The sequence below is a fragment of the Anaerophaga thermohalophila str. Valhall genome, from assembly GCF_000250735.1.
GTDB lineage: Bacteria > Bacteroidota > Bacteroidia > Bacteroidales > Marinilabiliaceae > Anaerophaga > Anaerophaga thermohalophila_A.
In genome coordinates, this window is the sequence record NZ_AHZV01000146.1 from 1 (window position 1) to 26,191 (window position 26,191).

The following is a 26,191-nucleotide window of genomic DNA, read 5'->3' on the forward strand; positions in this document are numbered from 1 at the left end:
TTTTGATTCAGAGTGTGTTCCTGGTTACTTAGGTTGAGAGAAAAAAATAAGGTTTTGGAAAAATAAATTTACCATGACCTAAGAATGAAATTGGAACGGGAAAAACCTTATTTTCAATCTTAAACCTTAGTAACAAGGAAAGCATCTCAACCATATCCCTGACCTTATTACCTTATTATGTGCTCTCGTGTTTTAGTGGCTTAAATTGACTAAGCGGAGTGGTATTAAAAATGAAATATAAGAAATTAAAAAACAAAGAATTAGATAAACGGAAACTTGATTTAATTTTTAATTTTATTTCAACAGGCAAAAAACAATAATTAATTTTGCATGTTATGAGTGTGATATAAAAAGACAAAGAGTTTGGCACCAAAGAGGCTTTTTAGACCCTATTCATGTTATTTATAATGAAACGAGCATGACAAGGTTTGTCACAGGAGAACATGTATAAACCCAATCATGCGAGTTCCATCAGACCAATAACTTAGATTAATTTTATACTGATGAAACGAGCATGGCAAAGTTTGCCACAAAAGGAACATGTAAAAGTTCTTGCATGCGAGTTCCATTCGACCTTAATAAATAAATTTTATACGGATGAAAATATGAGACAACTGACAATCAAAGGAGAGAAAGTACTTAATGTGCCCAATTTGCTTAGCTTGTACCGGTTGCTGGTCTTCCCGGTAATACTTTTTATGGCACTAACGGGTCGCGAAAACTGGTTTGTGATCCTCTTATGCATAAGTCTGGTCAGCGATATACTTGACGGAAACATCGCCCGTTTTTTTAATCTGCAAACCAATTTTGGTGCTGCACTCGACAACCTGGCCGATATTGTAACTTATGCCATGGCATTACTCGGGTTGTTTATCTTTAAGTGGAACGAAATAGAACCACATGCCTGGATACTTTACCTGTTTTTGGGCGTGTTTATTCTCAGTTACATCATCTCATTTATACGTTTCGGAAAAATTCCAGGTCTTCACCTTTATTCTGCTGTTTCAGCAGGTTATCTTCAGGGCATTTTCTTTTTTATTTTGTTCGTCTTTGGTTTCTGGCCCTGGCTGTATTATCTGGCTGTAGGATGGGGTGCCCTTGCATATATCGAGAAGATTTTTGTATTACTGAAACTGGATGATATAAAGATTGGTGTAAAGGGGCTTTATTGGTTGTTAAAAGGCGAACGGAGCAGATAGAATTTTTATGGTGTACAGATTTTTGGTTGCAGTCGGTTTATTATCGATTGGTGGCACTTTGTTGTCCGCTCAGAAGGTGGAAGGAGTTGTTAAAGACGAGGAGACAAAAGAACCGGTTCCGTTTGTAAATATCTGGGTGAAGGGGACTTTGCAGGGAACACAAAGCGATATTGACGGAAGCTTCTCTTTGGAATGCGCAAAGAACGATACTCTGATGTTTTCATCGGTAGGGTATTCCCCTAAAGAAATAGTGATGAATCCTGTTGTTTCGCATTCATTGACAGTATACCTGAAGCAGGATGTAAGGATGATTGATGAAGTCACTGTCAAACCTGAAGTGGAAAGAGCGGTTGTTTTGTTTGAAAAGATTCAGGAGAACAAAGAAAAAAATAGACGGCAAATAAACAGTATTCAGCATTACAAAACACTTTCGAGTACTAATGTATACCTTGCCATTGATACGGCCTCCAATGTTACTCATTTCATTGAAGATTTTGAAGAAGTAACCGTTGAATCCGACAATCGGAAATTGCGTTTCTCTCCGGTTTATCTGGCTGAAAGTGCTGAGGAAATTTCGGGTGACAGTACACGTGTGCTCTACCATAAGAAAGAGGGTATCTTTCCAAAAATTAATCAGGCCATCGAAACCTATGTTTTACGTGAGGTGGCGGTTGATTTGAATTTTTATAACGAGCAAATCAAGATCCTTAATCGTGAATTTCTTTCCCCGATAGGCAGAAATGCTTTGTCGCGCTATAATCTTTATCTCAATGACAGTGTCGTGGTGGACGGTGTGAAGCATTTTCAGTTTTCTTTTGCCCCCAAAAACAGGTACGATCAACTCTTTTCCGGAAATTTTGAAATTGAAGATAAGAGCTTTGCACTTGCAAAAATGGAAGTTCATATCTCTAAAGAAGCCAATCTGAACTTTGTGAAAGGTTTCAGAGGACGGGTAACTTATAAAAAATTGCCGGGAGATAAATGGTTCTTTAACGAGCAGGACGTGAGAATAAATTTATCGCTCACCCCTGATAACGAGTCTGCTCCGGTTTACAGCTCCGAAAGGGTTGATGACATCGAGGGCGGCAACTGGATGGTAAACAAACTGACACAATATTCCGTGTCGTCCCGGTTAAATAACCTGCGGGCTGAAAGCTGGGGCCAACTGCCCGAGTTTGCCTCCAGTCAAATTAAAAGGGACGATTATTACAGGGTGGAACAACTGCAGCAGCAAAAGTTGATTAAGGGTGTGGATGCCGTTGGCGGCCTTGCACTAACCGGTTATCTGAATGCCGGGAAAATTGATATCGGGCCGGTATTTGATATCTACAGTACCAATGCCATTGAAGGACATCGCTTTACTATACCTTTGCGAACCAGTGAACAGTTGTCGGAACATTTTTCCATCGGTGGTTTCCTGGGTGCCGGTACTCGTAATCGCGAAATCAAATACGGAGGAAACATGGTTTATCAGCCGCTCGAAACGGATAAGTTTATTTTCCGTATCAATTATTCCGATGATTATTCACTCATTACCCATGATAAATTTTACCGGTTCATAAAAAATAATCCCAACAATAAAGGGAATGGTAATCTTATTGCCGCTTTTACAACCCGGGAGAAAAATCCTTATCTGAAAGAAGAGAAAAGATTTGATATCAGGTTTGAATACAATGTTAACGACGACTATCAACTGGAGTTTTCACCCTATTATCTCTATAATAAAGCAACTCCCGATGTTCGTTTTTACCGTGGTGATGCAGATTACAGTACCTATGAGAACTATGGCCTGCTGATGAACCTGCGAATTGTGTCGGGACAACATTATGACAAGTTCTATTTCGATCGTATTTATTACCTGGACCCGATACCGGTCATTAATTTGAGTTTTGACATCGGGCAAACGTTACTGCCCGGTGAAAAAATGAGTGAATCGGGTCTTTACTGGCATTTTCACGGTTCGATTAAAGGGCGGATAAACATGGGGCAGATTTTTTTGGAATATATGCTGAACGCTGGCTATCTGGGGGGAGAGGCACCTTATGATTTGCTTGACCAGCCGGTTGGTTCCATGTCGTTGGGATATGCAAAATACAGGTTTAATTTATTGCATCACGCTGCGTTTGCTCATAATTTGTACACTAATACCCACTTTCATTTCAATGGTGGAGGGATTCTTCTTAATCGCCTGCCGCTGATTAAAAAACTGAAGTTGAGAGAGGTCTTGTCTTTTAAAGGGCATTACGGCACACTGACCGATTCCTATAAAGGTGTTTTTGACCTGCCGGCTCAATATTCGGTTGAAGATGGTATGCCTTATGCCGAAATCGGCGTCGGGCTCACCAATATTCTTAAATTTTTAAGGGTGGAATATGTTCATCTTCTCGGAAATCATTACCTCGACGAACCATTTACCGACAAGGATGGTATTCGCATCAGGGCTGAAGTGAGATTTTAATATTTGTGTCCCTCCTGAATAATAGCTATGTCTTAATCAGACTCCTTTTTTCTATACAGAAGTTTTATCTTTGTCAGGTGAAAAAGTTGAAAAACAAAAAAATATGGATAACTGGAGCTTCATCCGGAATTGGTGAAGCGCTTGCTCATGCTCTTGCACGCGAAAGGGCAGACCTGATACTCTCGTCACGCAACCGGGAAAAGCTTGAGAAGGTTAAGGAGGCCTGTTTGGAATATACTTCCTTTTGCGTGGTGCAACCGCTTGATTTGTCGGATACCGAAGGCCTGGAAATTGTTGTCGAAAATGTTGTGAAGAAAGTTGGCAGCATTGATATCCTGATCAATAATGCAGGGAGGAGTCAACGTTCTCTTGCCAAAGAAACTTCGTTCGATGTTGACCGAAGCATAATGGAAGTTAACTTTTTCGGGGCTATAAAACTGACCAAACTCGTACTGCCTTACATGTTGAAAAACGGGAGCGGGCATATTGTCGTAATCAGCAGCATTACCGGGAAATTCGGATTCCCTTTGCGAACGGCTTATTCGGCTTCGAAACATGCAATTCAGGGCTATTTTGAATCATTACGTGCAGAACTGAAGCCCGATAATATTAATGTAACCATTGTTTCGCCAGGGCGTGTGAAAACAAATATTTCGTTGAATGCCGTTACCGGAGACGGCAAGCCTTACAATAAAATGGATGACGGTCAGGCCGGTGGTATGTTACCTGAAGTGTGTGCCTCAAAAATTGTAAAAGCAATAAAGAAAGAACGAAAAGATATATTGGTAGGGAATAAGGAACTTATCATGGTTTACATCCGGCGTTTTGTTCCTGCCCTTTATCATCGCATGGTAACAAAAATGAGTGCGGTATAAAAAGCATATTTTTGTCAAAATCAAGGCGTTTTAAATTTTTACAACGGAGTTAACTCGTTGTTAATGAGGATGCAAAAATTTAAAATAACACAGAGTTTGGCAACAAAGATGTTTTTTAGACCGCACTCAAAAATAAAGAATTAAATTCCAAATAACATGCAGAAAAATATTTGTGGAATACAGCAGATAGGAATAGGATTAAAAGATGCTAAAGAAGCCTGGAGATGGTATCGCAAAAATTTCGGAATGGATATTAATGTTTTTGAAGATACGGCAACGGCTAAGCTTATGCACCATTATACCAACGGGAAAGATTGCGAACGTTATGCTGCTTTGGCCATGAATATGGAAGGCGGTGGCGGTTTTGAAGTCTGGCAACACACCCGGATGGAGCCTAAACCACCTGCTTTTGATGTTCAACTGGGAGACACCGGAATATTTATTACCCGGATGAAATGTCGTGATGTAACGGCTGCTTACAAACAACATAAATTGATGGGCGTAAACCTGATTGGTGAACCGGTAAAAAATCCGGCAGGACAGTTGCACTATTATCTGGCCGACCCTTACAGTAATATTTTCGAAGTGGTGGAAGACCACCATTATTTTATGAAACAGAAATCGCCCACGGGCGGAGTGGCGGGTGCCGTTATTGGTGTTTCGGATATTGACAGGGCCCGTGAGGTCTATTCCGGTATTCTCCAGTATGATGAGGTGATATTTGATAAAACCGATGTATTCGATGATTTCAATCCGTTGCCGGGAGGGAAACAAAAGTATCGTCGTGTTCTGCTTGGTCATAAAAAGCGACGGACCGGTCCTTTTAGCAAATTATTAGGGCCTACTCAAATAGAATTGGTTCAGTCATTGGAGCGGACTCCGAAACAAATCTTTGAAAATCGCATCTGGGGCGAGCTGGGTTTTATTCATATTTGCTTCGATATTACCGGAATGGAAGCTTTGCAAAAAGAATGCGAGGCAAAAGGTTTTCCGTTTACGGTGAATAGTGCCGACAGCTTTGATATGGGAAGTGCTGCAGGCCATTTCTCTTATATTTCCGATCCGGACGGAACGCCCATTGAGTTTGTGGAAACCCATAAACTCCCGGTTGTCGAAAAGTTGGGATTGTATATCAATCTTAAAAAGCGGAATCCACAAAAACCTTTGCCCGACTGGATGGTAAAAACACTTACTTTCGGCAGGGTTAAAGATTGACATTATTATTTTTGGGTGCTGATAAAAATTTCCACGCAAAAACCGCAAAATATTATCATGCAAAAGACTATAACCCAAATTCCTGCAAGCAAGCGGCCGAACCGATCAGAGCGATTCAGCTCAAAGATTAAGAGAATGTAAGGCTTTCCTTTGCGGTTTTAACGTTCCTTTGATTTTGCGTTCTTGGCGCGGAATAAAAAAAGACAAAACTCCCAGTGTCGTATTAAGCATAAAATATTGCATCAAGCATCACTGATTTTCTTAACGGAATTTTTTTGATGCGAACCTACCTCTGAACTGTGTAAAAGTATTCAGAACGCACATAAATACAGGACTTCATTAGATCCATTTTATTTTACTTGGTCAGTAGTGTTATTTTATATGTAATACAACACTCAATAAAACTCTTGCAAATGCCTGGTAAGGTAAAGACGCCCAATTTGGGCGTCTCTACCTCTCATAATAAAAACTTTGCGTCATTGCGTCTCTGCGTTTAGGCTTTTTTTAACTGACTAGTTCTTCAAAATAATATTTAGGTCTGTTTTCTTTTTTGCCGGAGCGGGATTCATTTGGATTTTGCCTTCCATTTACCTGTTCCGGTTTTTTGTTGTTCTTTTTCGTTTCGTCCTCCATTTTCGTTTAGTGATCCTTTGTTTTTACCATTTCGACAGGTTTGGGAATGACATACTTCCATATCGGTACTAATTTTACATTTGAAACGAGCATGACAGAAATTGTCAAAAAGAATTTGTGTAAAATCAATCATGTAAGTATACCCTTTCTGTTCCTGATTTTGTGAGAAATTTCGAAATTTTTGATAAGTGAGTATTATACAGAGAAATAGGGGGAATAGCAACTAAAAAACCTCGTCGTATGCCTGTTCAAAAAGTGAGATTTCATACTGATATAAGCGATCTGATGCATTTTATGGAAAACCTTCCGTATACTTTCCGTAATGAAGGAACAACCATCAAAAACGATCGCAATGAGATTAAGATCATAAACTTTGGTGGCGTTGATCTGTGTGTTAAAGCATTTAATAAAGTTACTGTTTTTAATCGTTTTATGTATTCCTGGTTCAGGCCTTCAAAGGCTGAGAGATCATATAATCTGGCAAAGTTTCTTTTGAAAAAAGGTATAGATACACCGTATCCGTTGGGATATGTTGAAGTTAAAGGGAGATGGGGGATACTGAAAACCAGCTTCTACGTCTCTCTGTGTCAGCAATACAATTTCATGTTATCAGATATTATAAAGGGGGAACATCCTGAAGCCAAAGAGATTTTGGGCGGATTTGCCCGGTTTATGGCCACCAAAGTTCATCCTGCGGGAATCTGGCACGGCGACCTAAGTACGGGAAACGTCCTTATTAACAAGAATTCGTTGAAGAATTACTCTTTTTCAATGGTTGACCTGAACAGAATAAAAGTAAAAAAACGAATTTCTCCCCGTACAGGAATCCGGAATCTTCAGAAATTAACAAATCGTCCTGTTTACCTGTCTATTATGGCCGAAGAATATGCGATGGCATCGAAAAACGATCCCGCCATGTTTGCATACTCTTTGATTGGCAGCCATATTGCCACTTCTTTGACTCGCAGACACGTAAAACGATTCCTGCGTATCTTTAAGCCCAAAAAGGCAATGGTTTAAGTGAAATTACTTTTTCGCCAGTTTTGCCCAGGTATCTCGAAGGGGGACAGTCCGGTTAAATACAAGGTGTTCGGGGGTACTGTCCGGGTCTACACAAAAGTATCCCAGTCTCTGAAACTGGAAAAAATCCAATGCCTTAACATCCTTCAGCGACGGTTCAACCCGGCAATTATTAAGTATGTTTAGAGAATCGGGGTTGAGAAACTCTTTGAAATCTTTGTCTTTATGACCTGCCGGGTCTTCATCCATAAACAGGCGGTCGTATAGGCGTACCTCTGCCGGCAGACTGTGTGAAGCACTGACCCAGTGAAGGGTTCCTTTTACTTTTTTCCCACTGGTGTCATTTCCACTTCGGGTTTCCGGATCATAGGTACAATAGATTTCTTCCACCTCTCCGTTTTCGCTCTTTTTGTAATCCTCGCACTTGATGATGTATCCGTTTTTTAGTCGAACTTCACGTCCCGGTCCTAATCGGAAGAATTTTTTAGGCGGATTTTCCATGAAGTCGTTGCGTTCGATGTATAATTCACGGGTAAATGGTATTTTGCGGGTTCCCTGACTTTCATCTTCAGGATTGTTGACGGCCTCCATCCATTCCACCTTGTCTTCAGGATAGTTGGTCAATACAAGTTTTACCGGATCAATTACTGCATTGACGCGGGGTGCCCGTTTATTCAGGTCCTCACGTATACAGTGTTCAAGAAGAGCCACATCAATAATATTATCGCGTCTTGCCACGCCTACTCTTTCGGCAAACATGCGGATAGAGGCAGGCGTGTATCCACGACGGCGAAGGCCCGAAATGGTGGGCATCCGGGGATCGTCCCATCCATTCACGATACCTTTTTGCACCAGTTCCAGGAGGCGCCGTTTGCTCATTACGGTATAGTTGAGGTTTAGGCGTGCGAACTCAATCTGACGCGGGCGCCGTTCCGGCTCGGGTTCTCCTTCAAGTATCTGGTCGAGAAACCAGTTATACAACGGCCGGTGCACTTCAAATTCAAGCGTACAGATTGAGTGCGTAATCCCCTCAATGAAATCGCTCTGCCCGTGTGTAAAATCGTACATAGGATAAATGCACCACTTATCGCCTGTGCGATGGTGGCTTTTATGAATAATGCGATACATAATCGGATCGCGCATGTGCATATTGGGCGAGGCCATGTCTATTCTGGCACGCAGAACACGCTCTCCTTCTTTGAATTCGCCGTTCTTCATGCGCATGAAAAGGTCCAGATTTTCTTCCACACTACGGTTGCGGTATTTACTTTCCACGCCGGGTTCGGTAGGCGTCCCTTTTTGTGCAGCGATGGCTTCGGCACTCTGATCGTCTACATAAGCCTTGCCATTTTTTATCAACTTTACTGCCCACTCAAAAAGCTGATCGAAATAGTCGGAAGCATATTTCTCCTGACCTTCCCACTCAAATCCAAGCCAGCGAACATCCTGCTTAATGGACTCTACATATTCAACCTCTTCTTTGGTCGGATTGGTGTCATCAAAGCGAAGATTGCAGCCGCCGTTGTATTTTTCTGCCAGTCCGAAATTCAGGCAGATGGATTTGGCATGACCGATATGAAGATAACCGTTGGGCTCCGGAGGGAAACGTGTTAGCACGGCGCCGCCGTTTTTCCCTTCTTTCAGATCTTTCTCTATCTCCTGATGGATAAAATTACTTTTTGGGGCAGGTGTAGCTCCTTCTTCAGTTTTGCTCATAAACGACCAGACTTTAAAAACCTGTTACTTTATTCTTTTTTACTTCACAAAAAACGGATACTTTCTTTTTTAACAGATTCACAAGGCGATTACAAAAGTTAACGAACTATTGTTTTCCTTATGCATCGGAAATGTTCAGCACCTTTTATTATCCCTGTTTTCCTGATGCTGTCGCCAATTCAAATAAATACAGACGTACAAAAATAACGCTTTTATATAGTTATTGAAACAATCGGACAAATCCTTTTCATAGACGAATTCGCAAGCCTTGCAACCGGCACTTTCTGAACAGACACACATATTGTAAAAATTTTTTGCGAGTTTATAGACAGGCACTAATTAATTAATTTCTATTTTTACTTTTGAGTGCGGTATAAAAAGCATATTTTTGTCAAAATCAAGGCGTTTTAAATTTTTGTACCGGAGTTAACTTGTTGTTAATGAGGATGCAAAAAATTAAAACAACACAGAGTTTGGCAATAAAGATGCTTTTTAGACCGGGCTCACTTTTAGTTTAATTATATTCCCTAATCTTTAGAATCATGAAGAAACAACTTAACCTAATCTTAATTGCTTTTTTTGTTCCTTTTCTCCTGACGGCACAACCTTCGACCAACGACCTGATTATTTCAGAATATATCGAGGGAAGCAGCAATAATAAGTATCTCGAGATATACAACGGAACCGGGCAATCGGTGGATTTATCCGATTATGAGATTCATATTTTTTTTAACGGAAATCTGGAGCCGAACTCTCCAATTTCTCTGGAAGGAATGCTCAATCATGGAGGTGTCTTTGTTGTTGCACACTTAAGTGCTGAATTATATAGTACTCCGGATACCTTAACAGGTTCTCTTAGTTTTAATGGTGACGATGCTGTGGCCATTTACAAAATTCCACAGGATGCTTATGTCGATGTTTTCGGTTGCATTGGCGTTGATCCCGGAACTTGCTGGACCAGCGGGGTGTTAAGAACTGCGGAGAGAACTTTGCGCCGGAAAACCGATGTAACTTCAGGCGCAAGTCGGGCTGACAATGAAACGGATTTTAATACCCTGGCTGCAGAATGGATTGCTGCCGACACAGATGATGTTTCGGGACTGGGCGCGCATGGAACCTTTACATTCAGCAATATGGCAGAAAGAGGTGATGAGGTAATATTATTCCCAAACCCTGCCCGTGAGTTTATTTCTATCCGGTCGGACAAAAAAGTTGAGGAAGTTCTTATTTTCGATATGACCGGTCAGCCGGCACACGTTACCGGTCATTTTGACAGTCGCATCAATGTTTCCGCTTTGAGATCGGGAATATATATTGCCAAAATACGCTTAACAGGTAATGACAACAGGATTCTGAAATTCAGAAAGGAATAAAGCAGGTTAAATAAAAAAGGAGCGAAAAACAATTGTGTTTATCACTCCTTTGGGAGGTCGGTGGCGGATTCGAACCGCCGTACGCGGTTTTGCAGACCGCTGCCTAGCCACTCGGCCAACCGACCATACTTACAATTTATTGTAATCACCATTTCGGCTTAGACCCGGTACTTCAGGGCTTATTCCATTCGACCCGCCGGCCTTTTACTTACCAAAACAGCGGTTGCAAAAATAGAGATAAATTTCCATTTTGCCCAAAAATGTTTCAAAATTATTGCCGGGATAAATTGTTGTGGCTGCATTAAACCAATGCTCCGCTAAACTTTTTCAAGTGCCGCGCAATTGAATGTTTATGAAATCATAGCTTAAGTAATAACTCTCTTATTACAATAATATTACATCATTGCGTTTCTGTATTTAAGCTTTTTTCCAGGGTAACACTCACTTTTTTCATCTGGCCTCCCATTGGAGGGTTCATTTTGGAAACTTTTACCCGTGTCCATTTTATTTGAGGAAAGTTTCGGTAAAGCGAATCAACAATGCGGGCCGTGACGTTTTCCAGCAGGTTCGACGTTTGCTGCATCTCATGGCGTACAAGTTCGTATACCTTCACATAATTGAGAGCATCATTTATTTTATCGCTTTTCATGGGTAAGGTCATATCTGTTTTAATGGCAATATTAACGATGAAGCGGTTTCCTACCACGTTTTCCTCTCTGAAGCAGCCATGGTAAGCATAAAACTCCATTTCTTCCAGTTCAATAATGCCGTTGGGTATTTGTGCATCCATTTGTCTGTTATACTTATGATCTTGAAATTTCCAGTCCGTTGTTATTGAGCGACATCTCTACAAAACGAGCTTTGCTGTTGGGCGGTTCTTTGGTCAGGATATCTCTGATGCGTGCTGCCGCTGATTCATCTTTTGCACATGCAAGCAGATAACCACCTCCGCCGGCGCCAGGCAACTTATAGCCCAGGGTCATATCCTCTATTTTTGAAATGATTGAATTGATTTCAGCATTTGTGGTACCGGGATCGAGTGCTTTATTCAGCTCCCACGAACGTTTGATCATGCGCGCTGTTTTTTCATAATCGCATTGCTGAATAGCGTCGTAGGTTTCGGTTGCATGTTCCTTGATGCTGTCAATAATGCGAAGACGTGAGCCCTGATTCAGGAACATTCCACGTACAATTTCGCCCAGTATATTTTTGGCAACTCTTGTAATTCCGGTATAATAGAGCAGCCAGTTCTGTTTGAAAGGGGATTGTGTGAGCAGCAGATCGGGAAGCCAGCGGATACCCATTTGTTTTTGTGTACCCGGGACTGTCTCCAAAAGCTTTATGCCGGGGAGGATGCCCCCGTACTGATCCTGCCATCCGCCGCCTGTAGTAAGCATTTGTTCCAGGACAAGTGTGCGATGAGCAATGGCCTGTTTGTCCCAGGCAAGGTCACAAAAATCGGCGAGAGTTCCCAGAATGGTTGCTGCCAGAATGGAACTTGTTCCCAGTCCCGAACCTTTGGGAATGGCAGCCAGGAACGAAATTTCTATTCCTCCGCCAAAATCTTCCAGTTGTTCTTTTAAAGTATTATATGCAGCGCCGGAAAAATCCGGATGAAATCCGGCCAGGCATAAGGCTGCCCGTGGGATAGAAAAGGCAGACCCTACACTGTTTTCGGAACTCAATTCTTCGTATGAGGTAATCGTTTCGGATACCCCGTTATCAATAGAGCGCAAAACAATATGCGGTTTGTCGGACAAACGGATGAAAACCTGTAATGGCGGTTGACCGTTCAGATTGACCGCAAGGTTGAGAACCCTTCCGCCTGTTTGCAAACAGTAGGGAGGAGTGTCGCTCCATCCGCCGGCCAGGTCAAGACGTGCAGGGCTCCGGCCCCAGACTATCTGGTCGGGGAAAACATTCAGGCGGGGAATTTCTTTGCGTTCAATGGTATTAATGATTGACTGTTGAAGAATAGAAAAGGCCTCGGTTTCGTCTCTTTCCCCGTCGTGTCCTATCTTTCGTTTTATCTCCGAGCGCAGCATAAAGTTTCGGAACCGGAAAAAAGAAGACTCTGTTTCGGGAAGGGGGTCGGGAATCTCCAACTTGTTTTTTGCAAATTCTTCCGCTATGTGTGCCAGGTCAGCCTGATAAAAGACACTGTGTTTGTAGTTCTTTGCAAGAGCCATCAGGTTTTGCCTGCTCAGATTCTTTCTTTGCCGGACAAGCCGTTGGATATTTGCCTTATTGCTGATTTCTGAGGCTGATAACCGTGGCGAAGAGAGCCACATTTCCTTTAAATCCGGAATATCAGGTGATTCCTTTTTTATCATCCAGCTTATCAGGTTTTTTTCCAGCGCATCCCTTGAGAGGACAGGGAACAAGGGAGTATCCTGAATATCCGCTTCGCTGTCGATGCCGGCTTCTTTAAAACCGATCTCGCGATTTTTCGTCCATTCATTAAGCGAATTGCCAAGCCACCCGGTATTTTTATCTCCTGCTTTACCCGAAAATTGATCGTTGATATGATAAGGTCTCAGACAAAAATGGTCATCTCCAATCGGAATTACATCAATACAGATACCCGCTTCCAGGTCTATTTGCCAGTTATTTTCAGGTACACCGGTAATGATATGATGATCGGACAGCTGCCAGGATGCCGGAACTACGCTGTTTTCGATCCAGATGTGATGGTGCGCCGGAGTCCACTTGATCTGAGTCAGAGCATTCTGCACGAAAAGTGAGGGATGAGGCTTTACCCTGTTATGCCAGATGGATCGCCGGTCTTTTACGCTGTTTTGAATTTTTTCGGTGGAGGAAATTAGTTCTTCACTGGTTCCGTAATGATAAAACTCTCCTTTATCAAGGGGAACAATAGCTGTTGAAAGCTCTTTCAGATATGCATCTTCAAAAGCAGGCGATTGTCCCATACAGGCGCCAAACGAGCTGTAAAGATCATAAAAGGAGGGTGTTTCATTATTGAATTTATTTGCCTTCCAGTCACATTTATGCATCAGTGTTTTTACGGCTTTGTCACTCAGGAGCCATACTCCTGCGTCCATCAGAAACAGATGCGATGTTGTCAGTTCCTCGATTTGCCCGTGCGATGGTTTTTGCAGCATGAAATCGAGTTTTGAAGGGTCGTTTCTGGGTGTAAAGAAGACCCCGTGACGTGCTGCCAGATGAGGATCAACCCAAATACCAAGACAAATAACATCGGCATCGGGAAGTTCGGCAGGAAGTTTGCTGTATTGCAACAAAACATCTCCGCTTGCTATAAGGGTATTGGTCGATGATGGTGACATTTCCATCAAACGTTCGTAAAGAGGCAATTGGAGATCCAGTAAGGTTTGGTTCAGACGTTGACCGCGACTCCATCTGAAAACCGGAACCGGAGTGAATATTTTTCCAAAAGGGGCGTATGCAGGTAGCCTTCGGCTTTGACCTCCGGCATGGATGATGATTTTTTTATCCGATTTCAGGTATTGTTCAAAATCAGAAATATTCTGTGTTGAGAAATGTTTTGAAAGCAACCAGGCAGTGCCGCCTCCCGAGCCTGCCTTTTGTCCTGGCGGATCACCGGAAACAAAGAAGGGGGTGCTCCCGTCGGGGTCAACAGCATCGAACGAGGAGACAAGATTTTCGGGAAGCGAAAGCAATATCTGCATAGCAAAAAATTTGATGTGGTTTGGAATACAAAGATAAAGATGTTTCGCACATTCTATTTTTCAATATCTTTGCGACGGAATGAACAGGTTATTACTAATAAATATATTTCTGATATTTTTTCAGATGCTGACGAATGGACAGATTCGTCAGACTGGTCGTCAGGGCGGAGGCAGTCCCGATGGTTTTGGACAAAACCCGTTTCAAACAGGACAGTCTTCGCCGGGCAATGAAGACCCCAGGATGGGCGAAGATCCGGAGAGAGGCAGTCAGCAACCGACAATACCCCGGGAGGTAAAGAACTGGCGGTTGGTTGACGATTACAGCCGGTCTGATACGGTCGCCGTTGATACCACGTACACCGGTTTTCAAATATACAATCCCATTTATCAACGTTCAATAGTTAATCTTACCACTGGAAATTTGGGAGCACCGGCAAAATCTATGTTGGTGGAGGACATGCCGATATACAATACTTTTCTTTTTTCCCGTCATCTCGACTATTGGCTGAGCAAGCCGGAAGAGTGGAAATATTACAACACCAGGACGCCCTATACAAATCTCTACTATCAGCACAGTGGGCCCAAACGGAGAAGTGAAGAAAATGTGGGGGTTCTCTTTACACAGAATATTAATGAAGATTGGAATTTTGGGTTTAACTATAAACTGATCTCTTCTGTAGGGAAATATGAAGCTCAGCAGGCTGACAATCGCTTTTTCCGATTCTTTTCGTCTTATTCCGGAGGAAAATATTCTGTTCACGGCTCTTTCTTCTATGGTAAAACCGATCAGCTGGAAAACGGGGGACTTTTGGATGACGATCCTGTCTTTAATCCCGAAAAATACGATTACGGGCAACCCGAAAATATTCCCGTCATATTTATGAATGCCTCATCGCGTATCGATAATTACAAAGTTTTCGTAAATCAAAAACTGGATATTGGAAAAATTTCCATACCGGTCAACGATTCTGTTAGTCGAACCGAGCCCCTTGCAACGCTGGGGCATTCGTTCGAGTTGGATCGATATCGACGTACCTATCATATAGATGATTTGTCGGGATCAGATACCGGCGAAGAAGATGTTACGGATTTTTATCCGATTAACCTGATTGATGATACACGTACCAGGGATTCTGTGTATCACAATACTATGAGAAATATTGTTCAGCTTCAGTTTAATGAAGAAGCCAATCCTTTTCTTCGTTTCGGAATGCGTGTTTTTCTGGTTAATGAAGCAGAGAACCTGCAATGGCCCGCTCCTTCCGGGGTTAATGAGGAAACCGATGAGGTTATTTATCACCACAATTCGGAAAGTCGAACAGCCACTGCTGTTGGGGGACAACTTTTTAAGAATCAGGGAGAGAATTTTTTCTATGATGCCGGGATGAAAGTCTGGTTTCAGGGACACAAAGCCGGCGATAGTGAAATAACAGGTGGTTTCAACAGCTTGTTCCGGATTCGGAAAGATACTGCAGGCCTTTTTGCCAGGGGAGAAATTTATCTTTCATCTCCGGGTTTTTTTACAGAGCAGTATTATTCCAACCATTTTGAATGGAATCAGAACTTTGATCCTGAGAAAACCGTCAAAATAAGAGGCGGCATTAATATCCCCACAAGACGCTTACAATTATCAGGAGAAATACGCCTGATTAATGATTATATTTACTGGAACGAGGAGGCGCTCCCTGAACAGACCAATGAAGTTTTAAATCTTGTTGAGATAAAGCTTAAAAAACACTTTGAACTTTGGAATCTGCACAGCCGCAATGAGGTAGCTTACCAGATCACCACCAATGACAGGGTGGCGCCTCTGCCGGATGTTGCAATCTTTAGTTCCAATTACTATGAGAATATTCTTTTTGGTGTACTCCATTTTCAACTCGGATTCGACCTTCGTTATCATACAGCCTATTATGCGCCTGATTATATGCCTGCTACAGGGCAGTTTTTTATTCAGAGAGAGCGGAAGACAGGGAATTATCCTGTTTTCGATCCTTTTGCCAACTTTCATCTTAAACGGGCAAATATATTTGTGAAATACAATCATATCAATCAGGGATGGCCCGATAACGATTATTTTCATACCATAGGTTATCCAATAAATCCGGGGGGTGTTCGTTTTGGTGTTTCCTGGAACTTCTACGATTAGGGTTAACAGCCCTGTAGTCCCAATTTTTGCCTCTAAATCAATAAAATGGTATCTTTGTACCCTGTAATGATCCCTGTATGCCTGTTTGACATTAGGGCATAATTATTGAATGGGGTCTGAAAAAAGATTCTATGAATAAGACTTTTACGTTTCTTGTTTTGGTTCTGCTTCTTTTCTTATCCGGCTGTTTCTCCCCAAAGGAGGATTCCGCAACAGACGATAGCGTAAAACTTTTCGAAAGAGACCTTGCCGAAATCAAAGAGGAAGGAGTTGTAAGGGTAGTTACCAACTACAACTCTACCAATTACTTTGTTTATAAAGGAACGCCCATGGGGTATCAGCTTGAGCTGCTACAGGAATTTGCCAATTATACAGGACTTAAACTGGATATATCAGTTAATAACGATCTGAGCACCAATTATCAGGATTTACAAACAGGAGAAGTGGACATTATTGCCAGCAATCTGGCAGCAACATTAAACAAGCCTGATGGCATTGCGTTTACCGAGCCTAATAGTTACAGCCGGCAAGTGCTTGTGCAGCAACGGTATTCTTTGCAACAGCAACAGCCGGATACCGGGGAAAGCCGCGAATACAAACCCCTCATTCGGAATCAGTTGGAGTTGGCGGGGAAAACGATTTATGTTCAGAAGGAGTCGGCCTATGCCATGCGCCTAAGAAATCTTTCGCAGGAAATTGGTGATAGTATTAACATTGTGGAAATAGCCGATTACGAGGTTGAGCAGCTGATTGCTCTTGTGGCACAAGGCGAAATAGATTATACTGTTTGTGATGAGAATCTGGCCAGAGTTAATCTTAATTACTATCCCAATCTGGATGTGGAAACAGCCATCAGCTTTCCTCAGAAATTATCATGGGCTGTTCGCAGCAATTCACCCGACCTTCTGAATGTAATTAACAACTGGTTAATCAATTTCAGGAAAACAACACGATATGCCGGTATCTATCAAAAATATTATCTCAACAAACGTTCTATTCATCTTGTTGATGAAGGATTTCATTCAATAAAGGGAGGGCAGGTTTCGGATTATGACGAGATTATTAAAGAAGAGAGTAGGAAGTTTGACTGGGACTGGCGGTTGATAGCATCAATTATCTATCAGGAGTCCAGGTTTTTACCGCGAGCAGAAAGCTGGGCAGGAGCCAGAGGACTTATGCAGTTAATGCCTGAGACTGCCGGCCATTTTGGGGTTTCGGATATTGAAAATCCCCGCCAGAATATCCGTGGAGGAGTGGAATTCCTGAGATGGCTTGATGAGCGTTTGAAAAACCATATTACTGACCCCCGTGAACGGATTAAGTTTGTTCTGGCATCTTACAACGTGGGCATCGGCCATGTTTTTGATGCTATGAAGCTGGCCGAAAAGTATGGGAAAGATCCGCACAAGTGGGAAAACAATGTAGACTACTATCTTTTACATAAGTCGGAGCCTAAATATTTTAACGATCCAGTCGTAAAATACGGTTATTGCAGGGGAGAAGAACCTTATCATTATGTTACCGAAATACTCGACAGATATGATCACTACAAGAATGTTATGCAATAAACGTTATAATTTTCTTACTATTTCAATCATTTCACTAATTATCATGGCAGTAGCACCCCATATCTTTTTACCGCCGGCATCGTAATAGGGGGCGCTGATAATGAGATCGCCAGCCTGGTAGGAGAAATTTTTTATACACGAAGGCTTGAGAAGTTCCTTGAGGGGAACTTCAACGACTTCGGCCACTTCGAGGGGGTCGGGGACGAAGCGGGGTGTTGTTTTGAGCCATCCGACATAAGGAAAGACATTAAAATTGCTTTTTGGAATATAAAGGGGGGTGAGCTGGCCAATGATGTTCACTTCCAGGGGGGAAATACCTGTTTCCTCATGCGTTTCGCGAAGGGCGGTATGCAGCAGGCTCTTGTCTCCATCTTCGGCTTTGCCTCCCGGAAAACTGATTTGCCCGCTGTGAACACCTTCATAAACCGGTCTTTGAATAAAAGGGATGTACCATTCATTTTTTACCGGGTACAACAAAACAAGAACACCACTTGCTCTTGGTGTAGTAAAAGAGTCATCCTTTAATCCGCCCTGCCTGAAGGTGGGGGACATAATATTCTGGGCATCAACCCCCGGAAGGGGGGCTTCAAATAATTTCTTTATTTCAGAGATGTCAAACATAGCTGAAAGTTACACCCCCAATGTATTTACTGCTTTTGTAATTCGCTCTGTAACCTCGTCCCTGCCCAGAATTTCAATAATTGTGAAAAGATCGGGACCAAAGCTGCCTCCCACCAATGCAAGGCGCAGGCAATTCATAACTCCTCCAAAGTTTAACTGTTTCTGATTTATCAGTCCGGAAACCTTCTCTTTCAAGGTCATGGCTTCCCATTCACCGTCATAGCCGTCAAATACTTCGGTGAGCTCCTGAATGAAAGCCGGGATATCTCCTTTCCATCGTTTTTTGACCACTTTTTCATCGTATGTTTCCGGTGCAACAAAGAAGAATGATGATTGATCCCACAATTCATTCACAAAGCTCACTCTTTCTTTAACCAGTCCCACTATGCGGGCTAACCTGTCAACGGGCGGTGGAATAATGCCTTTTTCAACCAGTACGGGCCCGAAAAGTGAGGCCAGCACTTCATCTGTTTTCATGAGAAGATGTTGATGGTTGAACCACCTGGCCTTTTCTGGGTCGAAGCGTGCACCTGCCTTGTTTACTTTGTCGAAGGAAAAGGCTTCGATTAATTGTTCCGGCATAAATATTTCCTGGTCGGTTCCGGGATTCCATCCCAGAAATGCCAGCATATTCAGAAATGCTTCGGGGAAATATCCGTCTTCACGATATCCTGCCGACACTTCACCGGTATCGGGGTCTGTCCACTTCAACGGAAAAACCGGAAATCCGAGTTTGTCGCCGTCTCGTTTGCTCAGCTTGCCCTTTCCCTGCGGTTTCAGTATTAATGGCAAATGGGCAAATACAGGTTTATCCCATCCAAAGGCGCGATAAAGTAAAACATGCAACGGCATTGATGGCAGCCATTCCTCTCCGCGAATCACATGCGTAATTTCCATCAGGTGGTCGTCAACGACGTTGGCAAGATGATAGGTGGGCATACCGTCGGCCTTGAAAAGCACTTTGTCATCAAGTTCGGAAGTCCGGAAAGATACTTTTCCGCGGATCATATCTTCATCTTCCACCAGTACATCATCTTCGGGCATTTTAAACCTGATGACGTACGGAACCTCTTTTGCCATCCGTTGTTTAACATCATCCTTTGGCAAAGCGAGAGAGTTTTGCATGGAAAGCCGGTTTTTGCTATTGTAAGAAAAGGTTTGTCCTTTTGCTTCTGCCGCTTTTCTTGCTGCATCCAACTCCTCTGATGTATCGAAAGCATAATAGGCATGCCCGGATTCAACCAGCCGGTCTGCAAATTTTCTGTATATCTTTTTTCGTTCGCTTTGCCGGTAGGGGCCGAATTCACCTCCCTGAACCGGGCCTTCATCAAATTCCAGTCCGCACCATTTTAGCGCTTCAATAATATAATCTTCGGCACCTTTGACATAACGGGTCTGATCTGTATCCTCAATCCGAAGGATGAAAGTTCCCTTCTGTTTTCTGGCAAACAAATAGTTGAACAAAGCAGTTCTTACACCTCCCATGTGCAACGGGCCGGTGGGGCTTGGGGCAAATCTGACACGGACTGTATTCTGATTATGCATGATTGATGTGTTTTTCCTGTTATTATCTGCCGCAAAGATAGGAAAACGACGATGATTTTTTAAGACTTAACAGCCATTTTCAATAGTCATGTAATTGAAATAGTATGTTTTCCCGGCATCAGAAATAAATTAAAAAAAGCCTGCCGATTTTGTTCGACAGGCTCAGGTTACAAATTGGCAAAATCAAATCAACCGCATTTGGAAGATCCGCAATTCTGGCAAATCAGGCATCCTTCCTGATAAACCAGTTCGTCGGATCCACAATTTTCGCAATGTCCCTTTTTAACTTTAGTGCCATTGGGGACATATTTTTTCAGGGCACGTTCAACGCCGTTTTTCCAGTTATTAATGTTTTCGTTATCTAACTGCAGTCCGGCAACCAGATGCAGCACATCTTCGATGGGCATCCCGTGCCTCAATACGCCTGAAATAAGCTTAGCGTAGTTCCAGTATTCTTTGTTGAACTTAAACGACAGTCCTTCGATGGTGGTCTTGTAGCCGCGTTTGTTTACATACTGGAAGTCGTAGCGCGATGTTCCGTCACTGTCACGGCTCTTAATAATAAAACCTTTCTGAACCGATTTTGGCAGAAGAATACCATCCTCATCGTCTGCAAGCCCGGTGAAAATCTCATATGGTTTGCCGTCAATAAGCCCCACAAAGGCAATCCATTTTTCTTTGTTATTCTGAAAACGAACTACGTCGGCTTCAAGAACTTCCGGTCGTTTTTTGGGAAATTTGGATGATGCTTCGTCATCTTTCTTCTCCGAGTTGTTGAGCAATACACCTGCACGAGAACCGTCGCGATAAACGGTCACTCCTTTACAGCCGCTCTTCCATGCTTCCACATATAGCTGTCCGACAAGCTCTTCGGTTGCCGAAGAGGGCAGATTGATGGTAACACTTATAGAATGGTCGACCCATTTTTGTACCTGCCCCTGCATGCGGACTTTACTCATCCAGTCTACATCGTTGGAGGTGGCTTTATAGTAAGGTGATTTTTCTATCAGTTCATTGATCTCTTCCTGGGAATAATTTTTTGTTGTGTCAAGATTGTTGGCCTGCATCCAGGTTACAAATTTATGATGAAAGACAGTGTATTCTTCCCAGCTGTCGCCTACTTCATCAACAAAATCTACCCTGACCTGAGGATCGTTGGGGTTTACTTTCCGCCGGCGTTTGTATACCGGAAGAAATACGGGTTCAATACCGCTCGAAGTCTGTGTCATCAAGCTGGTAGTACCCGTGGGAGCAATGGTAAGGAGCGCAATATTACGGCGACCATGTTTCTTCATTTCTTCGTACATGTCTGGATCGGCCTCTGCAAGTCGCTGAATGAAGGGGTTCTTCTTTTCTTTCTCGCTGTTGAAAATCGGGAATGGTCCGCGTTCTTTGGCAAGATTTACGGATGATCCGTATGCTGCCAGAGCAAGTGTTTTATGAACCTCAACAGCAAAATCGGTGGCAATATCGCTGCCATAGCGAAGATTTAAAGCCGCCAGCATGTCTCCTTCGCCGGTTATCCCGATGCCTGTTCTGCGACCTTCCTCCGCTTTCTTCCTGATATTGAGCCAAAGATTTTTTTCAACGCGTTTGATTTCCTCGTCTTCCGGATCGGCTTCGATTTTATTAATAATTCCATCAATTTTTTCCAGTTCAAGGTCGATGATGTCATCCATTATGCGCTGAGCATAGCCTGCATGTTCTTTAAACAATTCGAAATTGAAACTTGCATTGTCGGTAAAGGGCTCATCAACATAAGAGTAAAGGTTTATGGCAATCAGGCGACAGCTGTCATAGGGGCAAAGCGGAATTTCTCCGCAGGGATTGGTACTCATGGTGCGGTAACCTAAATCGGCATAACTGTCAGGTACCGATTCTCTGATAATGGTATCCCAGAAAAGTATTCCGGGTTCGGCCGATTGCCAGGCATTATGAACAATCTTTTCCCACAGATCACGGGCATTTATGGTTTTTACCATTTTGGGATTGGAGCTGTCGATGGGGTATTGTTGCTGATAATCAGTGCCCTCAACAACGGCCTTCATAAATTCATCATCAATTTTTACAGATACATTGGCACCGGTTACTTTTCCCTGTTCCAGCTTGGCATCAATAAATTTTTCAGAATCGGGGTGTTTAATGGAAACACTCAGCATTAAAGCGCCCCGACGACCGTCCTGAGCGACCTCACGGGTGGAGTTGGAAAATCTCTCCATAAAAGGAACAATGCCGGTAGAAGTAAGTGCTGAATTTTTCACCGGCGATCCTTTCGGCCGAATGTGCGAAAGATCATGTCCTACTCCTCCCCGGCGCTTCATCAGTTGTACCTGTTCCTGGTCTACTTTCATAATGCCGCCATAGGAGTCGGAGGGACCTTCATCTCCAATTACAAAGCAGTTGGACAGGGATGCTACCTGATGAGCATTTCCAATTCCAGCCATGGGACCTCCCTGGGGAACAATGTATTTGAATCGTTTGAAGAGACCGTAAAGCTCTTCTTCTGACATTGGGTTTGGATATTTTTTTTCAATTCTGGCTACTTCTCTTGCCAGACGCCAGTGCATATCGTCGGGCGTCAGCTCGTAAAGATTTCCTTTTGAGTCTTTAAGAGCATATTTGTTTACCCATACCCTGGCTGCCAGCTCATCGCCCTGGAAATACTTAAACGCCGATTGAAAAGCTTCCTCGTGGGTGTAGGTCTTTTCACCATGCACCGTGGTTTGAAGGTCAACTTCTGCTTCTGCCATGATGATCTGTTTTTTTTAATGATATGAAATAATGGGTTTTAAATATTTGTTAGTTTTCACAAAAAGGTGACTGCAATTTAGGAAAGGTTTTTATTTGTGGCAACAATTTTTTATCAACAGGATAAAAAGTTTCCCATTTTGAAATATTAAATATCTCATTTGCAATATAAAAACAACAAAGGAATTGGAGAAAAGTTTTCCAAAAAGAAAATTTAATCAGAATAATATATTTTTTTGTCTCCAAAAATTGGAAATTTTGAACACTCTGATACCAACTAAATAATCCAATAAAAACAACCGATATTAAACAATAGCGAGTATATAAATTAAAAGAGTTTCCAAATTTTGGAGAATTGTGAATTTTCTGTTGATAAGTGTGGCAACCCCCTTTGTGCGGGGTACAAAGAGAACAAGGGGTTCATCGGGGGTATTTTCTGAATTCCCGATCAAAATCGGGACTGGCTGTTGAGTGGAATCGCTCAAATTGGGTAAAAGCCTGCAAAGTCAGGAATCTTCAGAAAGAGGAAACACTTCTTTCATAATGACATCCGTAGCGCCACACATGGATTTGACATAAGCCGCCGATGCATTTCCTGTCTGATTTAGGTACTCGGGGGAATTGCGTAATTTTTCCATTAGGGCGAAGAGGGTGTCATAATTTCTGATCGAGAATCCGCCGCCCCTGCTGATCAGATCACGTGCTTCTTTAAATTTTTGATAACGCGGACCGAAAACAACCGGAATGCCGTAGGTGGCAGCTTCGAGTGTGTTGTGGATGCCTTTGCCAAAACCGCCGCCTATATATGCCACCTGTCCGTATCGGTAAATGGCAGACAAAAGGCCAATGGTATTCACGATGAGTACTTTGGCATCGTCGGCGATTTTATCGTCTGTTGCAGAGTATTTGATGTATGGAACTTTCAGTCTTTGTTCAATCTGCTCAATGTGGCTTTGGTGGACTTCGTGCGGGGCAATAATTAGTTTTACGTCTCCGGGTGCACTGTTAATGTATCTTATCAGGATGTCTTCGTCGGGAGGCCAGGTACTGCCTGCCACGATAATAAACGGGGCGCCTTCTGAGAAGGAAGCCGCTATGGGAACATCGGTGGAAGCTTTTACTATGGCTGTGACACGATCGAAACGCGTGTCTCCGGCGACCGAAAAATTATTGATTCCGGCTTCTTTTAGCAATCGGCCTGATTCATTGTCCTGAACGTAAAATTTGTTAACAGCTTTCAGTGTTTTACGGAACCACCTTCCATACCATCTGAAGAAAATCTGATTCTTCCTGAAGATGGAAGAGATGCTGTATACGGGGATGTTTCTTTGCTGAAGAGTCTCAAAAAAACACGGCCAGAATTCATATTTAATAAAAAGAGCCGATTCAGGATTTACCAGGTCAACAAACCTTCGTGCGTTTTTTGGGGTGTCGGCCGGGAGATAAACCACCTGGTCGGCCATTTCATAATTTTTTCGTATTTCATAACCCGAGGGAGAAAAGAAAGTGAGCAGTACCCTTTTTCCCGGATGTTCTTTTTTGATGGCTTCAATCACCGGCCTTCCCTGTTCAAATTCTCCCAGAGAGGAACAATGTACCCAGACAAACGGTCCCTGTTGTTTCATTTCTGCGACTTGTTGCCATATCTTTTTTCGGCCATTTCTCAGAAGCCGGGCCTTTTCATTGAAAAAGGATGCAATGAACAAAAGGAGAGAAAAAATTCGAATGCCTGTGATGTATAATATTCGCATCTGCTTTGGAATTATTGATGTGAGGATGTCAATCCGGAACGGGTTAACTGAAACACCACAGATTTTCACAACTGAGAAGAAAAATACTCTGCGAGCAGGTGAATATCTGTGGTGTCAGGAGTTTATTTAGTGCCTGTCCATAATCATCGTAAATGAGGATTTTGGCGGCAAGCGTAACCCAGCAAATGGTACTTTATGGACAGACACAATTTAAGAATAAATTCAGAGTTATCCTCTGATGGCTTTGATGCCTGGCAATTCTTTACCTTCGAGGTATTCCAGTAGAGCACCTCCGGCCGTTGAGATATAGGATACTTCATCGGCCAGTCCGAATTTATTGATACAAGCTACCGAGTCGCCTCCGCCTATGAGAGAGAAGGCGCCTTTTTTGGTTCCGGCTGCAATGGCATCAGCTACTGCACGCGAACCTTTGGCAAAAGTATCCATCTCGAAGACGCCAACCGGACCGTTCCAGAGGATGGTTTTGGAGTTTTCGATGACATCCTGATAGATTTTTATCGTTTCAGGTCCGGCATCGAGTCCCTGCCATCCGTCGGGAATTTGATCAACTGCAACGATCCTGGTATTTGCATTGTTGTCAAAAGCATCGGCGGCAACAACATCAACGGGGAGATAGAGATTGACGCCCTTTTCTTTGGCCATTTTTTCAATTTTGCGGGCCAGTTCCAGATATTCATCTTCACAAATGGAGTCCCCGATTTGTCCGCCTCGTGCTTTAATAAAAGTATAGGTCATGCCACCGCCGAGGATCAGATTGTTCACCTTGTCGAGCAGGTTTTCAATAATGGTAATCTTAGTTGATACTTTTGCACCACCCATAATAGCTGTAAACGGGCGATCGGGTGACTTGAGGACTTTGTCGAGACTTTGTAGCTCCTGTTCAATAAGAAAGCCGAACATCTTTTTATCACTGTCAAAGAAGTCGGCGATTACAGCAGTTGATGCATGCGCCCGGTGAGCAGTACCGAATGCATCGTTAACATAGACATCTGCCATTGATGCCAGTTCTTTCGAGAACGTCTGCTGCTTTTCTTTCATTTCTGCTTTGGCAGCTTTCTTTTCCTGTTCCGAAGCATCTTCGGCCAATTTTGGTTTGCCTTCTTCTTCAAGGTGGAACCGAAGGTTTTCGAGCATAAGTACCTGGCCGGGTTGCAAAGCAGCTGCTTTTTCTTTGGCATCGGGGCCTACGCTATCTTTGGCAAAAAGTACTTCAGTGCCTAAAAGCTCGGCAAGCCGTCCCTGCACATGCTTCATGGAGAAATCGGGGTTGGCTTTTCCTTTTGGTCGCCCAAGGTGCGACATGACAATAACCGACCCGCCATCGGAAAGAATTTTTTTCAAAGTTGGTAATGCTGCCTTAATGCGGGTATCATCGGTAATTTCAAACTTTTCGTTAAAAGGCACATTGAAGTCAACACGGACAATGGCCTTTTTGCCTGAGAAATTGTAAGATTCAATTTTTGACATAGTATATAAATTATGGGTTTTTACTTATTTCGCAGTGAAGCACAAAGATACAAAAATGAGAATGAAATGAGAATGAAATGAGAATGAAACAAGCATGAAAAAGTCTATTATTAACAGGCTGAGTATATTATAAAAATTTTTGCGAGTTTATAGACACACACTAA

General features: G+C 42.8%; 17 protein-coding genes and 1 tRNA gene. 8 read left to right on the forward strand and 10 right to left on the reverse strand.

Features of this window, described 5'->3' with window-relative positions; genetic code table 11:
- The first annotated feature begins 605 nt into the window (after positions 1–605).
- The 4 genes from OQ5_RS0107755 (at position 606) to OQ5_RS0107770 (ending at position 5,747) form a co-directional block, all read left to right on the forward strand.
- The gene (locus OQ5_RS0107755) at positions 606–1,199 is read left to right on the forward strand and encodes a CDP-alcohol phosphatidyltransferase family protein (protein WP_026055168.1); all 594 of its coding nucleotides are present in this window, start codon (positions 606–608) and stop codon (positions 1,197–1,199) included.
- Between the two features lie 7 nt (positions 1,200–1,206).
- Positions 1,207–3,657: a DUF5686 and carboxypeptidase-like regulatory domain-containing protein gene (locus OQ5_RS0107760; protein WP_016776941.1), complete on the forward strand. Its 2,451-nt coding sequence runs from the start codon at positions 1,207–1,209 to the stop codon at positions 3,655–3,657.
- 77 nt (positions 3,658–3,734) lie between these two features.
- Complete coding sequence (locus OQ5_RS0107765; protein ID WP_026055169.1) at positions 3,735–4,532, forward strand: SDR family oxidoreductase; 798 nt, start codon at positions 3,735–3,737, stop codon at positions 4,530–4,532.
- 156 nt (positions 4,533–4,688) lie between these two features.
- Complete coding sequence (locus OQ5_RS0107770) at positions 4,689–5,747, forward strand: VOC family protein (protein ID WP_016776943.1); 1,059 nt, start codon at positions 4,689–4,691, stop codon at positions 5,745–5,747.
- Positions 5,748–6,312: 565 nt separating this feature from the next.
- Here OQ5_RS0107770 and OQ5_RS24445 read toward each other — a convergent pair.
- A complete protein-coding gene (locus OQ5_RS24445; protein ID WP_255297439.1) occupies positions 6,313–6,441 on the reverse strand; it encodes a hypothetical protein in 129 nt (42 codons plus the stop codon).
- Between the two features lie 179 nt (positions 6,442–6,620).
- On the opposite strand from OQ5_RS24445, the gene OQ5_RS0107790 reads away from it, so the two are divergent.
- Positions 6,621–7,400 (forward strand): lipopolysaccharide kinase InaA family protein, encoded by a 780-nt coding sequence (locus tag OQ5_RS0107790; RefSeq protein ID WP_016776947.1) that lies wholly within the window; start codon positions 6,621–6,623, stop codon positions 7,398–7,400.
- Between the two features lie 6 nt (positions 7,401–7,406).
- Here the strand turns inward: OQ5_RS0107790 and OQ5_RS0107795 are convergent, their stop codons facing one another.
- On the reverse strand, positions 7,407–9,116 hold the full coding sequence (locus OQ5_RS0107795) for a glutamine--tRNA ligase/YqeY domain fusion protein (RefSeq protein WP_016776948.1): 1,710 nt from the start codon (positions 9,114–9,116) through the stop codon (positions 7,407–7,409).
- Between the two features lie 542 nt (positions 9,117–9,658).
- Here OQ5_RS0107795 and OQ5_RS0107800 point away from each other — a divergent pair.
- Entirely contained in the window at positions 9,659–10,489 is an 831-nt protein-coding gene (locus OQ5_RS0107800) for a T9SS type A sorting domain-containing protein (RefSeq protein WP_016776949.1), read from the forward strand.
- Positions 10,490–10,543: 54 nt separating this feature from the next.
- Here OQ5_RS0107800 and OQ5_RS0107805 read toward each other — a convergent pair.
- From OQ5_RS0107805 to OQ5_RS0107820, 3 genes are all read right to left on the reverse strand, one after another.
- A tRNA-Cys gene (locus OQ5_RS0107805) sits at positions 10,544–10,614 on the reverse strand.
- Positions 10,615–10,889: 275 nt separating this feature from the next.
- Positions 10,890–11,279 (reverse strand): dihydroneopterin aldolase, encoded by a 390-nt coding sequence (gene folB / locus OQ5_RS0107815; protein WP_016776951.1) that lies wholly within the window; start codon positions 11,277–11,279, stop codon positions 10,890–10,892.
- A 13-nt stretch (positions 11,280–11,292) separates the two neighbouring features.
- Positions 11,293–14,157, reverse strand: a complete 2,865-nt coding sequence (locus tag OQ5_RS0107820) for a bifunctional fucokinase/fucose-1-phosphate guanylyltransferase (protein WP_016776952.1) — start codon at positions 14,155–14,157, stop codon at positions 11,293–11,295.
- Between the two features lie 79 nt (positions 14,158–14,236).
- Here OQ5_RS0107820 and OQ5_RS0107825 point away from each other — a divergent pair, with 79 nt between their 5' ends.
- Both OQ5_RS0107825 and OQ5_RS0107830 read left to right on the forward strand, forming a co-directional pair.
- Positions 14,237–16,306, forward strand: a complete 2,070-nt coding sequence (locus OQ5_RS0107825; protein WP_026055170.1) for a putative porin — start codon at positions 14,237–14,239, stop codon at positions 16,304–16,306.
- A gap of 131 nt (positions 16,307–16,437) precedes the next feature.
- Positions 16,438–17,874, forward strand: a complete 1,437-nt coding sequence (locus OQ5_RS0107830) for a transglycosylase SLT domain-containing protein (protein ID WP_016776954.1) — start codon at positions 16,438–16,440, stop codon at positions 17,872–17,874.
- Positions 17,875–17,877: 3 nt separating this feature from the next.
- Here OQ5_RS0107830 and OQ5_RS0107835 read toward each other — a convergent pair whose 3' ends face one another.
- The 5 genes from OQ5_RS0107835 to OQ5_RS0107865 all read right to left on the reverse strand — a co-directional run bounded on the left by OQ5_RS0107835 (position 17,878) and on the right by OQ5_RS0107865 (position 26,027).
- Positions 17,878–18,495: an NUDIX hydrolase gene (locus OQ5_RS0107835; RefSeq protein WP_016776955.1), complete on the reverse strand. Its 618-nt coding sequence runs from the start codon at positions 18,493–18,495 to the stop codon at positions 17,878–17,880.
- 9 nt (positions 18,496–18,504) lie between these two features.
- Positions 18,505–20,040: a glutamate--tRNA ligase gene (gene gltX, locus OQ5_RS0107840; RefSeq protein WP_016776956.1), complete on the reverse strand. Its 1,536-nt coding sequence runs from the start codon at positions 20,038–20,040 to the stop codon at positions 18,505–18,507.
- Positions 20,041–20,228: 188 nt separating this feature from the next.
- Positions 20,229–22,790: an adenosylcobalamin-dependent ribonucleoside-diphosphate reductase gene (locus OQ5_RS0107845; RefSeq protein ID WP_016776957.1), complete on the reverse strand. Its 2,562-nt coding sequence runs from the start codon at positions 22,788–22,790 to the stop codon at positions 20,229–20,231.
- Between the two features lie 504 nt (positions 22,791–23,294).
- On the reverse strand, positions 23,295–24,539 hold the full coding sequence (locus tag OQ5_RS0107860) for a 3-deoxy-D-manno-octulosonic acid transferase (RefSeq protein ID WP_016776960.1): 1,245 nt from the start codon (positions 24,537–24,539) through the stop codon (positions 23,295–23,297).
- Positions 24,540–24,767: 228 nt separating this feature from the next.
- The gene (locus OQ5_RS0107865; RefSeq protein WP_016776961.1) at positions 24,768–26,027 is read right to left on the reverse strand and encodes a phosphoglycerate kinase; all 1,260 of its coding nucleotides are present in this window, start codon (positions 26,025–26,027) and stop codon (positions 24,768–24,770) included.
- Between the last annotated feature and the right edge of the window lie 164 nt (positions 26,028–26,191).